Source organism: Enterobacter cloacae complex sp. ESBL7, from assembly GCF_041679625.1.
Classification (GTDB): Bacteria; Pseudomonadota; Gammaproteobacteria; order Enterobacterales; family Enterobacteriaceae; genus Enterobacter; species Enterobacter asburiae_B.
Genome location: NZ_JBGORN010000001.1, coordinates 87,536 through 102,956, shown reverse-complemented (window position 1 = coordinate 102,956; position 15,421 = coordinate 87,536). Strand labels below are relative to the sequence as shown.

Annotated in this window: 12 protein-coding genes; 2 read left to right on the top strand and 10 right to left on the bottom strand. The window is 58.0% G+C overall.

Features of this window, described 5'->3' with window-relative positions:
• Window positions 1–21: 21 nt before the first annotated feature.
• From yajC to queA, 3 genes are read right to left on the bottom strand one after another with little or no spacing between them, the layout of a single operon-like run.
• A complete protein-coding gene (gene yajC, locus ACERY3_RS00490; RefSeq protein ID WP_003859109.1) occupies window positions 22–354 on the bottom strand; it encodes a preprotein translocase subunit YajC in 333 nt (110 codons plus the stop codon).
• 22 nt (window positions 355–376) lie between these two features.
• A complete protein-coding gene (gene tgt, locus ACERY3_RS00485) occupies window positions 377–1,504 on the bottom strand; it encodes a tRNA guanosine(34) transglycosylase Tgt (protein WP_319875397.1) in 1,128 nt (375 codons plus the stop codon).
• 53 nt (window positions 1,505–1,557) lie between these two features.
• Window positions 1,558–2,628 carry a tRNA preQ1(34) S-adenosylmethionine ribosyltransferase-isomerase QueA gene (queA, locus tag ACERY3_RS00480; RefSeq protein ID WP_023310550.1) on the bottom strand — a complete coding sequence of 357 codons (1,071 nt, stop codon included), beginning with the start codon at window positions 2,626–2,628 and terminating at the stop codon, window positions 1,558–1,560.
• A 92-nt stretch (window positions 2,629–2,720) separates the two neighbouring features.
• On the opposite strand from queA, the gene acpH reads away from it, so the two are divergent.
• Complete coding sequence (acpH, locus tag ACERY3_RS00475; RefSeq protein ID WP_029741678.1) at window positions 2,721–3,302, top strand: ACP phosphodiesterase; 582 nt, start codon at window positions 2,721–2,723, stop codon at window positions 3,300–3,302.
• A gap of 251 nt (window positions 3,303–3,553) precedes the next feature.
• Window positions 3,554–4,156 carry a peroxiredoxin gene (locus ACERY3_RS00470; protein ID WP_014168840.1) on the top strand — a complete coding sequence of 201 codons (603 nt, stop codon included), beginning with the start codon at window positions 3,554–3,556 and terminating at the stop codon, window positions 4,154–4,156.
• Between the two features lie 43 nt (window positions 4,157–4,199).
• Here the strand turns inward: ACERY3_RS00470 and ACERY3_RS00465 are convergent, their stop codons facing one another.
• The 7 genes from ACERY3_RS00465 to phoB all read right to left on the bottom strand — a co-directional run bounded on the left by ACERY3_RS00465 (window position 4,200) and on the right by phoB (window position 15,415).
• Window positions 4,200–5,585 (bottom strand): DUF3999 domain-containing protein, encoded by a 1,386-nt coding sequence (locus tag ACERY3_RS00465; protein WP_319875396.1) that lies wholly within the window; start codon window positions 5,583–5,585, stop codon window positions 4,200–4,202.
• The gene (locus ACERY3_RS00460) at window positions 5,582–8,179 is read right to left on the bottom strand and encodes a DUF2339 domain-containing protein (protein ID WP_319875395.1); all 2,598 of its coding nucleotides are present in this window, start codon (window positions 8,177–8,179) and stop codon (window positions 5,582–5,584) included. The genes ACERY3_RS00465 and ACERY3_RS00460 overlap by 4 nt, the downstream gene beginning before the upstream one ends.
• An 88-nt stretch (window positions 8,180–8,267) precedes the next feature.
• On the bottom strand, window positions 8,268–10,085 hold the full coding sequence (gene malZ, locus ACERY3_RS00455) for a maltodextrin glucosidase (RefSeq protein WP_373224863.1): 1,818 nt from the start codon (window positions 10,083–10,085) through the stop codon (window positions 8,268–8,270).
• Window positions 10,086–10,224: 139 nt separating this feature from the next.
• Complete coding sequence (gene proY, locus ACERY3_RS00450; protein ID WP_029739758.1) at window positions 10,225–11,598, bottom strand: proline-specific permease ProY; 1,374 nt, start codon at window positions 11,596–11,598, stop codon at window positions 10,225–10,227.
• An 81-nt stretch (window positions 11,599–11,679) separates the two neighbouring features.
• Complete coding sequence (gene brnQ, locus ACERY3_RS00445) at window positions 11,680–12,999, bottom strand: branched-chain amino acid transporter carrier protein BrnQ (RefSeq protein WP_058841166.1); 1,320 nt, start codon at window positions 12,997–12,999, stop codon at window positions 11,680–11,682.
• A gap of 409 nt (window positions 13,000–13,408) precedes the next feature.
• The gene (phoR, locus tag ACERY3_RS00440; protein WP_058841165.1) at window positions 13,409–14,704 is read right to left on the bottom strand and encodes a phosphate regulon sensor histidine kinase PhoR; all 1,296 of its coding nucleotides are present in this window, start codon (window positions 14,702–14,704) and stop codon (window positions 13,409–13,411) included.
• A gap of 21 nt (window positions 14,705–14,725) precedes the next feature.
• On the bottom strand, window positions 14,726–15,415 hold the full coding sequence (gene phoB / locus ACERY3_RS00435) for a phosphate response regulator transcription factor PhoB (protein ID WP_008503265.1): 690 nt from the start codon (window positions 15,413–15,415) through the stop codon (window positions 14,726–14,728).
• Window positions 15,416–15,421 lie beyond the last annotated feature (6 nt).

Below are 15,421 nucleotides of genomic sequence, written 5' to 3'. Positions count from 1 at the left end.
TCCCTTTGGGAAAAGTTGGGATTACAGCGCCTTCATGGTGCCTTTCGGCAGAACGGCAGCTACGAAGTCACGTTTGATGACCACTTCAGTGGTGTCGTTCAGGGCGATAGCAATGTAGCCGTTTTCAGCCACTTTGGTTACGCGACCCACCAGACCACCGTTAGTCAGTACTTCATCGCCTTTGGCAATGGAGTTCATCAGGTTTTTGTGCTCTTTGGTGCGCTTCTGCTGTGGACGCAGGATCATGAAGTAGAAGATCAGACCGAACACAACCAGCATCAGAATCAGAGACATCGGGCTGCCCTGCGCTGGAGCACCTGTTGCCGCTACCGCATCAGAAATAAAAAAGCTCATTCAAATTCCCTCATTATTAAAATTAATCAACGTTCAACGGTGGAACAACCCGCCCCTGACGTTGGTAGAAATCGGTCACGAAGCTCTCTAATTTACCCTCTTCGATAGCCTTACGTAAACCAGCCATTAAGCGCTGATAATAACGAAGATTATGAATGGTATTGAGACGCGCGCCCAAAATCTCGTTGCAACGATCGAGATGATGCAGATACGCGCGAGAATAATTGCGACAGGTATAGCAATCGCACTCGGAATCGAGCGGGCTGGTGTCACTCTTATGCTTCGCGTTACGGATTTTCACCACGCCATCGGTAACGAACAAATGGCCGTTACGCGCGTTGCGGGTTGGCATGACGCAGTCGAACATATCAATGCCGCGGCGTACGCCTTCAACCAGATCTTCTGGTTTACCCACGCCCATCAGGTATCGTGGTTTATCCGCCGGGATTTGCGGGCAGACATGCTCCAGAATGCGGTGCATGTCTTCCTTCGGCTCACCCACAGCCAAACCGCCGACAGCGTAGCCATCAAAACCTATCTCTACCAGACCTTTAACAGAGATATCGCGTAAATCTTCGTAAACGCTGCCCTGGATAATGCCGAACAGTGCATTTTTGTTCTGCAGCGAGTCAAAACGGTCACGGCTACGCTTCGCCCAGCGCAGGGACATCTCCATGGAGCGTTTTGCGTAATCCCAGTCGGCCGGATACGGCGTACATTCGTCGAAGATCATCACGATGTCAGAGCCGAGATCGTACTGAATCTCCATCGATTTTTCGGGATCGAGGAAAATCGGATCGCCGTTGATCGGGTTACGGAAGTGTACGCCCTGCTCGGTGATCTTGCGGATATCGCCCAGGCTGAAGACCTGGAAGCCGCCGGAGTCGGTCAGGATTGGGCCTTTCCACTGCATGAAATCGTGCAGGTCGCCGTGGAGCTTCATGATCTCCTGACCCGGACGCAGCCACAGGTGGAAGGTGTTGCCGAGGATAATCTGTGCGCCAGTGGCTTCTACTTCTTCCGGCGTCATCCCTTTTACGGTGCCGTACGTGCCCACAGGCATAAACGCGGGGGTTTCCACCACGCCGCGATCAAACACCAGGCGACCGCGACGCGCTCGGCCATCGGTGGTATCGAGTTCAAATTTCATTTTTTCTCCGACGTCAGAAAAACAGTCCAACGTTGTAAAACGGTGCCGCGGACTTATTCCCCGACACGCTCATTCAAAGCCAGCGGATTGTACGTGATAAACATCGCGTCCCCGTAGCTAAAAAAGCGATATTTTTGTTCTACCGCAGACTTGTAGGCCGCCATCGTATGCTGATAACCGGCAAATGCCGACACCAGCATAATCAGCGTTGATTCAGGCAGATGGAAGTTGGTCACCAGCGCGTCAATCACTTTGTACTGATAGCCCGGGTAGATAAAGATCTGCGTATCGCCAAAGAACGGCTCGATAAGATCGCTCTTCGCGGCTTGCGCGGCGCTCTCGAGTGAGCGCACGGACGTTGTACCGACCGCCACGACGCGGCTACCGCGCGCTTTCGCCGCCAGCACCGCGTCCACCACATCCTGAGGCACTTCGGCATACTCAGAGTGCATGATGTGATCTTCAATGCTGTCCACGCGCACCGGCTGGAAGGTTCCCGCGCCGACGTGCAGCGTCACGAACGCCATCTCCACGCCCTTCGCGCGCAGTTTCTCCAGCAGCGGCTCATCAAAATGCAGGCCCGCGGTCGGCGCAGCGACGGCGCCAGGCTTCTGGCTGTATACGGTCTGGTACAGCTCGCGGTCGGCCTCTTCGTCCGGACGCTCAATATACGGCGGCAGCGGCATGTGGCCGATGGCGTTCAGGATATCGAGCACCGTGCGTTCGTCATCGAACGCCACCTCAAACAGCGCATCGTGGCGCGCGGTCATGGTCGCTTTGATGCTCTCATCATCGCCCAGCAGCAGTTCAGCGCCCGGCTTCGGCGCCTTAGACGCGCGAATATGTGCCAGAATACGTTTATCATCGAGCATACGTTCGACCAGCACTTCAATCTTGCCGCCGCTGGCTTTACGGCCAAACAGGCGCGCCGGGATCACGCGGGTATTATTAAAGACCAGCAGATCGCCAGGGTTGAGCTTGTCGAGCAAATCGGTGAAAGTACCGTGCGTCAGCTCGCCCGTTGGCCCATCCAGTGACAGTAAGCGACAGCTGCTGCGCTCAGGCATGGGATAGTGAGCAATCAGGGATTCAGGTAGTTCAAAGGAGAAATCGGCGACGCGCATGACGTATACTCGTGACTTAAAAACAGGCGGCATAGTCTAGTGCTCACACCCTTTTGCTGCAACAACTAGCCGCCCCCGGACAAATAAAACGCATGAATTTTCTCGCTCACCTGCATCTCGCTCACCTCGCTGACAGCTCCCTGTCCGGCAATTTGCTGGCCGATTTCGTACGCGGCAACCCCGCTGAGGACTATTCCCCTGAGGTTGTCGACGGGATTTTCATGCACCGCCGCATCGACGTGCTGACGGATAAGCTGCCGGAAGTGACGGAAGCCAAAGCGTGGTTTCGCCCTGAAACGCGCCGCGTTGCGCCGATCACGCTCGACGTGATGTGGGATCACTTTCTGTCGCGCCACTGGGAACAGCTGTCGCCGGAGATGCCCTTGCCGGCGTTTGTGCGCTATGCCCACCAGCAGGTGTCGATCATTCTACCCGACTCGCCGCCGCGCTTTGTGAATCTGAATAACTACCTGTGGTCGGAACGCTGGCTGGAGCGCTATCGCGAGATGGATTTCATCCAGAACGTGCTGAACGGGATGGCGAGCCGCCGACCGCGACTGGATGCGCTGCGGGATTCCTGGTATGACCTGGATGAACATTACGATGCCCTGGAAGCGCGTTTCTGGCAGTTTTACCCGCGGATGATGGTACAGGCGAAAAACAAACAGCTTTAAATACACGTCATCCTTCAAGCTGCCTCTGCGTTGGCTACGTCTGCTCACCCCAGTCACTTACTTCAGTAAGTTCCCGGGGATTCCCAGACTTGCCGCCTTGATGCAACTTGAATGATTTTGTGTATAAAAATGACATTGATAGGTAAAAGCTGGCGGAACGATTGTCACCACCTCTTTGTCTTATCCATGAACACTCTCTATACTGGCTCGCGTTGCGTTCCAAATAACCTTAGTATCTACAGGAGAATCATATGGTTCTGGTAACTCGTCCGGCTCCGGATTTTACAGCTGCAGCAGTTCTGGGCAACGGTGAAATCGTTGAAAACTTCAACTTCAAACAGCACACCAACGGTAAAGCGACCGTTCTGTTCTTCTGGCCAATGGACTTCACTTTCGTTTGCCCGTCTGAACTGATCGCATTCGACAAACGTTATGAAGAATTCCAGAAGCGTGGCGTGGAAGTTGTTGGCGTCTCCTTCGACTCTGAATTTGTACACAACGCATGGCGTAACACCCCTGTCGACAAAGGCGGCATCGGTGCGGTGAAATACGCAATGGTTGCGGACATCAAACGCGAAATCCAGCAGGCTTACGGTATCGAACATCCGGACGCTGGCGTTGCGCTGCGTGGTTCCTTCCTGATCGACGCTAACGGCATCGTTCGTCACCAGGTTGTGAACGATCTGCCGCTGGGTCGTAACATCGACGAAATGCTGCGCATGGTTGACGCGCTGCAGTTCCACGAAGAGCACGGCGAAGTGTGCCCGGCTCAGTGGGAAAAAGGTAAAGAAGGCATGAACGCGTCTCCAGACGGCGTGGCTAAATACCTGTCTGAGAACGTATCCAGCCTGTAATCGGCACGGTTTACGAAAAAGGCCCGCTTATGCGGGCCTTTTTTTATGCCTTACGCTGCGTCTCTCGCCAGATGCGCCAGGCCATGCCCGCCAGCAGAATCACCCCCGCAATCAGCACGCCCCATACCAGCAGCGTGTTCATCCTGCTCTCCCGCTCGGCCGCAGAGGTAGCGGTCAGACGCCCCTCGCCGCCTAATGAGACATCATCCAGAATGTCGGCCTGCGGCAGGTTCGCCATATCATAAGTCTTGCGCAGGTCGGCCGGGATCAGCATGCCGGGCTCCACGCTGGCAGGCTTCGCGGCGCCGTTGCCCCAGGCGAGCACGTACGGCGCTTTCCCCTGCGCGTTGAACACCAGGTCATAGCGGTCGCGATGTCCCGTGACGCCCGGCAGGTATTCTGGCAGACGCGCATTCAGCGTCGTGATTTTCACGGCCTGCACCAGCCCCCCGTTAAGCGAAACCGGTGGCGACGCTTTTCCATCAAGACGGTAAAGGACCTCTTTCTTCAGAGGATGCCATGCGTCTTTTTCCGTACTCCGCCACGCGATCTCCACGGGAAGGACGCCATCGCCATTCAGTGAGATACTGATAGCACTCAGCGGCTGCGGGCGCGCCCAGTGCCATTGTGCTTCGCTTGTCGATAGCTGCTCCCCTTCGCCCTCAAGGTCGATAGCTTCCGGGGCTGCCTGCGCAGGTGCGCTGATGGCGTTTACGCCGGTCAAGGTTATCCCCTGGCTCTGCGCATTCAGCACCACCATGAGATAGCGATTCGCATCGGGAGATAAAACGGTATCGGTATCGATCCGATCGAGCTTAAGACGGTCCTGGCCGCTGACGACGTCCAGCAATGGCATATCCTCGCGCAGGGTATACCAGCGCTTAAGATCCTCGCTGTAATAGACCGACGCCGTTCCCTGCCACGGCGTCTGCGGGGTATTCCAGAGCAGCTGCAGCTGGGATATAGCGATCTCGCCCGTCGCCTGTTCCGGCAGGGTCAGCAGATAATGTTGCCCGGCTGCGGCGGCTTTTTGCCCCTCCAGCACAATCTCAACGCCGCTTCCGGAACGAAGCAGGATCTTATCGCTATCACCGGATCCTCGAGAAGCCGCTAGCGGCGAGGCGTCCAGCGGGAAAAGGCGCAGCGCGGTGGATTGCGCTGGCACCTGCGGACGCGTCGCGCTGACCAGGCTGAAGGGAACCGCCTCGCCCGACTGGTTAAAGACGCGGACATCATGCAGATCCGGCGACGTGCTTTGCTCATAGACGGCGAGCGGCAGCATCACCCGATACCACTGGGAAGGAACAGACGTATCCAGTGAAAGACCAAAGGCATAGTCCCGGGGCGATTCCGTTTGTCCCTCGTCGCAGAACGCCGGGCCGGAAAGCGCCAGCAGCGCGGTACAGGCTACCGCTTTCATCCATTTCATTTTTCATCTCCTGTTTTGGGCGGTAGCGGTGAGAAATACCCCACGATCAGAACCAGTATCGCCACGCCGATAAACGCCACCGCGCGCGACAAACCGCCTCCGCCCGCGCTGTCAACCAGCATCAGTTTAACCATCACCACGCCCAGCAGCGCGGCACCGCAGAGCCACTCCTGCCGGGAAGCCCGACGGGTGGCATGGATCATGACCACCAGCGCGCTCAGCATCCAGAACAGGGCAAAACTGGTCTGTATAAGCCGCGAATCCCACAGCGATGCCATATTCCAGGCCACGTCGCCGTACCAGGCCAGGGCGCGCATCAGCGCACCGTTAAGCCACCAGAAGCCAAACGCCATCATCGCGACGGCAGGCCACGGGCGGGCCTGCAAGAGCCACGCCGGGTAGTAGCGATCCACCGCCCGATAAAAGACCACCAGCCCCAGCAATGCGAACGCCGCGCCTTCCTCAAGCGGGTTTATCAGCGGCAGCCAGGTCTGGCGATAGACCACGCCGTCCTGGAAATTGGTCACCACCAGCAGTACCAGCAGCGCCACGACCGCGGGGATCGGTGCCAGGCAGGCGTAGAGCGCAGGCCACTCCCGGAACGGCCACCCGCGACGCCGTACGGCTGCAGAGAGCCCTATAATTACCCCGCCGCCTGCTGCCATCGCTACTCCGCTGCCCCAGGCCGCCATGCCCCACGGCAGCGATCGGGCAAACCAGTAAAGCTCCGCAGCCAGCGCCAGCAAAATCATCCAGAACAGCGACAAATGCAGCCCCATCGCGATGCGCGGCGGGAGTCTTTCACCGTCGCGCCGCAGCAGCATCAGCGCGGCAGGAAGCGCTACGCACCAGGCGAGATTTGACCAGCCGGCGGCAACGATCTGCTGGTGCCAGAGCTGATAACACACCATCAGCAGCATAACCGGCCACAGCAGCCATTTGCTGGCATCCAGCTCCCGCCACGCCAGACGAGCAGCCGCCTGCCGCCAGCCCCAGACCGACGCCGCCGTCAGCGCCAGCACGCCCGCCAGAATCGGTAATTCCTTCGTCAGCGCCAGCCGCGACGCGCCCAATAGCGCCACGAGCCAGAACAGCAGCCCGCCTGCCAGCAGCGCCCGGCTGACCGGCAGAAAGAGAGCCCGCCACAGCCAGGCCGCAGCCAGCCAGCAAAGGCTGAGGATGGTGAAGATCAGCAGCAGGCTCAGGGACGTAACGCCGTTCGTTTGCGCCCATAGCGCGCTGCCGAGCGCCAGCACCAGCAGCGCCGTCCCGCTATAGCTCATGCGACGCTGGTTCTGCTGTACGCCCAGCCAGAGGATACCCAGCCCTTCCAGCGCCCAGGCCATCGCCGTCCAGCGCGCCGACAGCGCCAGCGGAATGGCGAGCGTGGCAAATCCGCCGCCGATGGCCAGCGCCGCCATGACCAGCGGTCGTCCGAGGGAGGGATAGCGCCGCAGCGCAAGGAACGCGAGGGTAAGATAAAATGCGCCGTAGCCCAGCGCGCTCAGGGCCGGGCCATACACCCAGTGCCGGGTCATGCCGTACTGCATCCCGAAACCGATCAGCGGCGGGGCAAACAGCAACACGCCGTCGATAATCTGCTTCCCTTTCTCCTGCGCCCGCAGCGACAGCGCCACGCTCAGGACGCCGAATATCAGCGTATTGGCAATCAGGAACAGCTGGCAGATCCAATAGTCTTCAGGCTGGTAGTCATTCAGCCCCCACAGGCCGCCCACGCCGAACGTAAACAGCAGCCCGAGCAGGTTCAGCTCGCGCCAGTGCTGCCAGATGCTGATAGCGAGAATCCCGATGGAAAGCAGGAGATAGAATGAGAACAGCGCCACAAAGCTGCCGCCCCCGGTGGACAACAGCAGCGGCGCAAGATACCCGCCGAGGCTCGCCAGCATGGCCAGGCTCAGCGCTTTCTGCAACACGGCCAGCCCAACGCTCGCGGCGCAAATCACCACCAGAAGCGCAAAGGCCAGCGTCATCGGCAGCATTTGCCAGAGCCGGAATGCGCCAAACACCGTCAGGTAGAGCACGCCGGTCGCCCCGCCCTGGAGGATCAGCGCATAGACACGCTGCTTATGCCGCAGCCGCCACCCGACCGCCAGAAGCACGATGGCAAAGAGCGCCGTTGCCACGAGGCGTAGCTCAAGCGGGAACAGGGAATGTTCCACGGTATAGCGCAGCAGGAATGAAAGACCGAGGAAGAGCAGCAGGATCCCAAGCTTCGCCAGCGGATTACCCTGCATAAACCAGCGCACCAGCGACGTCAGGATGCCGCCAAAGGCAGAAGGCTGTTTTGCCGCAGGCGTCGGGGCCGGAGCGGGTTCTGCCACGGCTGCGGGAGTATCGGAACGCCAGGGGTCGACAGGCGCGGGAGCATCTTCAACCACTGGCGCGGTAGGCTGCACGGGCTCCGGCGCGCTTTCAGGTACGTCGCGCTGCTCAAGCGCCTCAATGCGCTGGCGTAGCCGGGCGATCTCCTGTCGCGCCGCCGTACTTCGGTTAAAGCCGATAACCGCAAGCACGGGCGCAACCACCAGCGCAAATACCAGGAACAAACAGCCAAGGATGTAAAGCTCGTCCATGTTTCCACCTTCACCGTAAACGATCCGTTAAGATTGACACAAATAGTTGCATTTGCGCCATCTTAAAAGGTGGAAACATTAGCAGGTCTTAACTGCCGAACCAGATCGTCGCGGATACCGCAGGCAGCGCCAGCACGCCGTCCTGTATCGTCGCCTTGCCCTCTTTACTCTTCCACGCAGCCACCTTCAGCAGCGGTGAATCATCCAGCACCACTTCGCAGGCCTCGCCCCGGTTAACGGCCACCAGCACGCGCTGCTGATTGTAGACGCGAGCAAACACCACGACGTTATCGTGGGCATAGACCACCTGACAGCCGCCGTAGCGCAGTGCGAGACTCTGCTTACGCAGCTTCGCCAGCCGCTGATACAGGCTGAACAGCACCTTGTCCTGCTTCTCTGGCTCCCACGGGAAGGTTTTGCGGCAGAACGGATCGTTGTTGCCGTCCAGCCCCACTTCGTCTCCATAATAGATGCACGGCACGCCCGGCCAGGTGAAGAGCCAGGTCACCGCCAGCGGCAGACGCGCCACATCCTTGCCGAGCAGGGATTTAAAGCGGGCGGTATCGTGGCTATCGAGCTGGTTGAACATCCGCAGCTGCTGCTGATGGGACAGACCGGCGCGATAGTTCTCCATCCACGCCATGCAGGTTTCAGCGTCGATATGATTCGGATCGTAGGAGATGTCGGTGTTAGCGAGGAATCCCCACAGCGGGAAGGTAAAGCCGCGATAGTTCATCGCCGCATCTTCAGCATCGTTCTGCAGCCACTGGCGCGCGTCGCCAAAGTGCTCGCCAAAGACGAACGCCTCCGGCTGGGCCGCTTTCGCCGAGCGCGTAATCCCGGCGACGTGCTGAAGGTTATTCCGCGCTCCGCCGGCTTCACCGAGCATATGCACCACGTCCAGCCGCCAGCCGTCCATATTCCACGGCGCCTTCAGCCAGTGACGGACGATGCTGTCTTCACCGCCGTAGATTTCATTCACGAGCGTTGGCGACTGGAAATCCAGCTTCGGCAGGCTGGCGTAGCCCAGCCAGTCCAGCGCACGGCCCTCCTCGTTAAAGCTGTACCAGTCGCGCTGCGGCGAGTCCGGGTTATGACATGCCCCGCCCATCGACTGGTTATGGCGGTCAAACCAGGCGTGCGAATCTCCGCTGTGGTTGAACACGCCGTCCAGAATCAGGCGCATGCCTTCGTTTTGAGTGTTCTTGCGCAGGCGCAGCAGCGCCTCGTCACCGCCAAACTGCGCGTCAACGTGGCGATAATCTTCGGTATCGTATTTGTGCACGCTCGGGGCTTTAAACACCGGGTTGAGATACAGCGCCGTCACGCCGAGCTTTTTCAGGTACGGCAGCTTTTCGCTGATGCCGTCGAGATCGCCGCCGTAAAAAGTGGATCCACCCGCCTGCGCGGTTAACGGCTCGTCCCACGCTTTCAGGATAATGTCGTGGCCCGCCGCATGGTGGTGATAGATCTTATCCTGGTCGGCGGTGCGTTTTTCGCTGCGCGCAAAACGGTCCGGGAAAATCTGGTAAAACACCTGATCGTTAACCCACTGCGGGCCGTTATCCGGGTAATCGACCGCAAACTGCTCCAGCCGTGCGGGCGGGAAATGGCTAAACCCCTGCGGGGTAAACCACAGCTGGCGGTTATTCCACAAAAGCTTAAAGCTGTAGCGACGGCGCGGCTGCCCGCTATTCAGGTCGATATTCGCCCGCCACGCAGTGATCCCCGGCTGCGGCTGGCTGCGCAGCCTGTGCATTTTCAGGCCGGTCTCTTCGTTATCTATTTCGGCGCGGAGCGTCACGCGTTCAGGCTGATTTTCCCCCGCCAGCCAGAGCGTAATCACAAGGTTGTCTTTGTTTTGCTTAACAAATGGGGCAACCGGAAGGTGCCAGGCGTTTAACATCACGAATCCCCTCTGATGAAATTGACGTCACCTTGCCACAGGGTGGTTAAGGATAGCTCATCACGTTCGGGATTATTGGGGGAGGAGAAAGGAGGATGAGGCAAAATTCCCTCTCCCAAGGGGAGAGGGGAAAAGGATATTACTGCGCTTCCGCCAGCTGACGGTCACGGCGGCATTTAAACACCCACCCCACCAGCAGCAGGACGATCCACGCGCAGCCCACGTACAGGGAAATGCGGGTATCCGGATGGTAGCCAATCAGGGCAATGATAAACACCAGGAAGATCAGCCCGACGACGGTCGTCGCAACGCCGCCCGGTACTTTGAACTTCAGCGCTTTCGCCTCATCCGGCGACAGACGACGGCGGAACGCAATCTGCGACAGCAGGATCATAATCCACACCCACACCGTCGCGAAGGTCGCCAGCGATGCGATCACCAGGAAGACGTTCTCCGGCATGATGTAGTTCAGGTAAACCGAGAACAGCAGCGCCACGGTCATCACCACAACGGTTACCCACGGCGTGCCGCGGCGTGAAGTTTTGGCGAACACCTTCGGCGCACTGCCCTGCTCCGCCATGCCGTGCAGCATACGGCCCACGCCAAAGACGTCACTGTTGATCGCGGAGAGTGACGCGGTGAGCACCACAAAGTTCAGAATGCTGGCCGCAAAGGCAATTCCCATATGCTGGAAGGTCAGAACAAACGGGCTACCGTTGGTGCCGACCTGATTCCACGGGTAGATGGACATAATCACGAACAGCGTGCCCACGTAGAACACCAGAATACGCATCGGCACCGAGTTGATGGCGCGCGGAATGGATTTCTCCGGATCTTTCGCTTCACCGGCGGTAATACCGATAATCTCGATGCCGCCGTAGGCGAACATCACCATCTGCAGCGACATGACCATTCCGAGCCAGCCGTTGCTGAAGAAGCCACCGTTGCTCCAGAGGTTGTGAATACCGGTCGGCTGCCCGCCGTTGCCGATTCCCCAGATGATGATGCCGAAACCGGCCACGATCATGATGATGATGGTGGCGACCTTGAAGAAGGAGAACCAGAATTCGAGCTCGCCGAACACCTTCACGCTCATCAGGTTGACGGCGCAAATGATCAGCACCACGCTCAGCACCCAAATCCAGTGCGGCACCGCCGGGAACCAGACGCCCATATAGATGCCAAACGCCGTCACGTCGGCAATCGCCACAATCAGGATTTCAAAGCAGTAGGTCCAGCCGGTGATAAACCCGGCCAGCGGGCCGAGGTTTTCCTGCGCGTAGCGGGAGAAGGAGCTGGCGGACGGGTTGTGAACCGACATTTCGCCGAGGGCGCGCATGATGATATACGCCGCCACGCCGCCGATGATGTACGCCAGCAGAACGCTGGGACCGGCCATTTTGATGGCATCTGCCGAGCCATAAAAAAGACCGGTGCCGATAGCAGAGCCCAGCGCCATAAAGCGGATGTGGCGCGTGCTCAATCCACGTTTAAGTTTGTTAGTGCTTTCCATTTAAATCTTGCCATTCAACACGAAAAAAACAAAAAACCACGGGGCCTTAAGCCCCGTGGTTAAACAGTTTGTTGCCGTTGATTAATGAGCGTTCGATGCGACCTGACGCCCTGCAGCACGATCCCAGATAATCGCCAGAACCAGTGCAACAACGGTAGGCATCAGCCAGGCCAGACCCTGCTCGGACAGCGGCAGACGCTGTGTCCATGCCGGCAGTATGTGCGCGAAAGCTGATGCTTTAATCCCGTCAAGGATACCAAAAATCAGGCTGATAAACATGGCTGGCGCAATAATTCGTGAAGAGTTGTTCCACCACGGGCGAGTAAAGCTCAGCACCACCAGCACGATACACGGCGGATAAATCGCCGTCAGCACCGGAATCGAGACCTGAATCAGGTGGCTCAGACCGAGGTTTGACACCGCCATAGAGAAGATGCCGAGGATAAACACCAGGGTGCGGTAAGAAAGCGGCAGATACTGCGCAAAGAACTCTGCGCAGGCGCAGGTCAGGCCAACCGCCGTCACCAGACACGCCAGGAAAATCAGCGCTGCCAGCAGCATACTGCCCGCACCGCCGAAGGTGTGCTGAACGTAGGCGTGCAGGATAGCCGCACCGTTGGCGTTCTGCTCAACCAGCATGGCGCTGTCGGAACCCAGACGGAACAGCGCCAGATACAGCAGCGTCAGCCCCACACCAGCCATCAGGCCAGCCCAGATGGTATAGCGGGTCAGCAGACGCGCTTCGGTCACACCGCGGGAACGCGCGGCGTTAACGATAACGATACCAAACACCATCGCGCCCAGCGTATCCATCGTCAGGTAGCCGTTCACAAAGCCGTTGGAAAACGCGGCATTTTTATAGGCGTCCATCGCGTCGCTAATCGGGCCTGCTGGCCAGATGATGGCCGCTACCGCCAGAACAATCAGCGCCACGATTTTCAGCGGAGCCAGGAAGTTACCCACGGTATCCAGCAGCTTGCCCGGATAGAGGGAAACCAGAATCACGATCGCGAAGTAGATCAGGCTGTAGATAAACAGCGGCATCGCACCGTCTCCGGTCAGGGGAGCAATACCCACTTCGAAGGACACGGTTGCCGTACGCGGGGTCGCAAACAGCGGGCCAACGGCGAGATAGCAGACGGTTGCCAGCAGAACGCCCGCCACTTTGCCAATCGGGGTGCTGAGGCTATCCACACCGCCGCCGACTTTCGCCAGCGCGACGACGGTCAGAACCGGCAGACCCACGGCAGTAATCAGGAAACCAAACGCGGCGGTCCAGACGTGTTCACCCGCCTGTAAGCCAACCATTGGAGGGAAAATGATGTTGCCTGCGCCAACGAACAGCGCAAATGTCATAAAGCCCAGCGCGATGATGTCACGCGATTTTAAGTGATGGGTCATAAAACCTTACTGCCTGTGGATGTGGTGTTGAAAACATTGAGATTTTCGATATCCCTGATGGGACGATACAGCCGAAAATTTGCTCAATTTCAGCGGGAAATGCTCCCGTCCTGGCGTGGAGAAGAATAGTTTTTCGATTTACCACGCAAATACAGTCGGTCTGACAGTATCTGGGGCGCAATTTAAACGCTTATAACGTTTAAAGGCAAGGTGGGATCGTAAAACCAGAACAATATGCCAGCATGAAAATACACCTCAGAACAATACGCTATTTATAAGAAAAACCCATGGCTAATCATGCGAACAAAAAACAGTCAGCCGTATAAAATTCATCCGCGTTTCGCTTGACTGCAAAGCAAACGGGCCAGCAGACGCTGACCCGTGGAAAGGTAAAATGACACGCCTGCCGTCAGGCGATCTTTTTGGCAATTAATCGTTCCGGAATAACGAAACTGAAGCGGGTTCCTTTACCCAGCGTACTCTGAATATCGAGACGGCTTTCATGGTGATTCACCGCGTGTTTCACAATTGCCAGCCCCAGGCCGCTTCCGCCTGTCTGCCGGGATCGCGCTTTATCTACACGGTAAAAGCGCTCGGTCAGACGCGGAATATGCTCAGGCGCAATCCCCGGCCCGTTGTCTTCCACGCTAAACTCAGCCCCCGTTGGGGCATGATGCCAGCGCACCACGATATTCGTCCCCTCCGGCGTATGATTCACCGCGTTATACACCAGGTTGGAAATGGCGCTACGCAGTTCATCTTCGCTGCCCAGCACCTTCAGCGTATTGTCGACCTCAAAGGTCAGGTGATGCTTTTTGTGGCTTAACGTCTGCGCTTCACGCTCAACGACCCGCAGCATCATCGGGACATCAATGGTGTCATTTAGCGCGAGCGACGGCGCCGCTTCAATCTTCGAGAGTGTCAGCAGCTGCTTCACCAGCCCTTCCATCCGGTGCGTTTGCTCGCGCATGGTGTGCAGCGCTTTTTCACGCGGCGCGCCTTCAAGCGTTTGCTCCTGCATCATCTCGAGGTAGCCCTGAAGCACGGTCAGCGGGGTACGCAGTTCGTGACTGACGTTGGCGAAGAAGTTGCGACGCGCCCCTTCCAGCTGGTGCATCTGGGTGACATCGCGCGCCACCATAAGCCACTGCTTATCGCTGTAGGGCATCACGCGGATTTCCAGATGGCGACCATTATTGAGCTTCAGATTGTGCGGGCGGGTAAAATCACGCTTTTTCAGATACAGCGTGAACTCGGGATAGCGCAGAAGGTTGAGGATATTCTGGCCATTGTCATCGGGCCAGCGCAGGCCCAGCAGCTGTTGCGCAAGGCCGTTACACCAGAAGATCGTCCCTTCTTCGGTCGTCAGAATAACGGCATCCGGCAGCGACTCTGCACCGCTGCGAAAACGCTTAATCAGGCTTCCCAGCTCGCGGCGACGCTTTTTATTACGCATCTGCATCTGATGCAGACCGTACAGCAGCGGCTCCCAGCTGCCGCTTCCCGGCGGCGGCGTCATACTTCGGTCAACCCACAGCCACCAGGAGAGGCGCAGCAGGTTCCAGAAATGCCAGATCAGCAGCCCGGTGACCGACGCCAGCAGAAACCACGGCAGGTGTCCAAGAAAGGCCCCCAGAAGGAAGGCCGGAATACAGCATAAGATCAGTTCAAAGACGAGCCTTTTCCATGACAGACGTTCCAGCACGCGTCACACTCCTGTCATTGTTCAGAAACGGGTAGAAAAACGATAACCCGTGCCGCGGACCGTCTGCACCATGCGATCGTGGCCGCTCAGTTCCAGTGCTTTTCGCAGGCGGCGAATATGTACGTCAACCGTCCGGTCTTCGACATACACGTTAGTTCCCCAGACGTTATTCAGCAACTGCTCGCGGCTGTAAACGCGTTCCGGGTGGGTCATAAAGAAGTGCAGGAGTTTAAATTCGGTAGGCCCCATGTCGAGGGGATTTTCACCGGTCATCACGCGGTGTGAGGTGGGGTCAAGGCTCAGTCCCTGCATCTCTATCACCTCTTCCACCGCCATCGGCGAAATACGGCGCATCACGGCTTTAATGCGGGCAACCAGCTCTTTTGGGGAGAACGGTTTAGTAATGTAATCGTCCGCGCCGGTTTCCAGACCGCGAACGCGATCCTCTTCTTCTCCGCGCGCCGTGAGCATCACAACCGGGATGTCGCGGGTCAGCGCCTCGCGCTTCAGGTGTTTGATAAACTGCAGTCCGGAGCCGCCGGGCAACATCCAGTCCAGCAGAATCAGATCGGGCCAGGGTTCATTCAGCTGGTTCACTGCGCTGTCATAATCTTCCGCTTCAACCGGCTGGAAGCCGTTTTGCTCGAGCACGAAGCACACCATTTCACGAATTGGAGCTTCATCTTCTACGACCAGAATACGTCTCGCCATACTTTG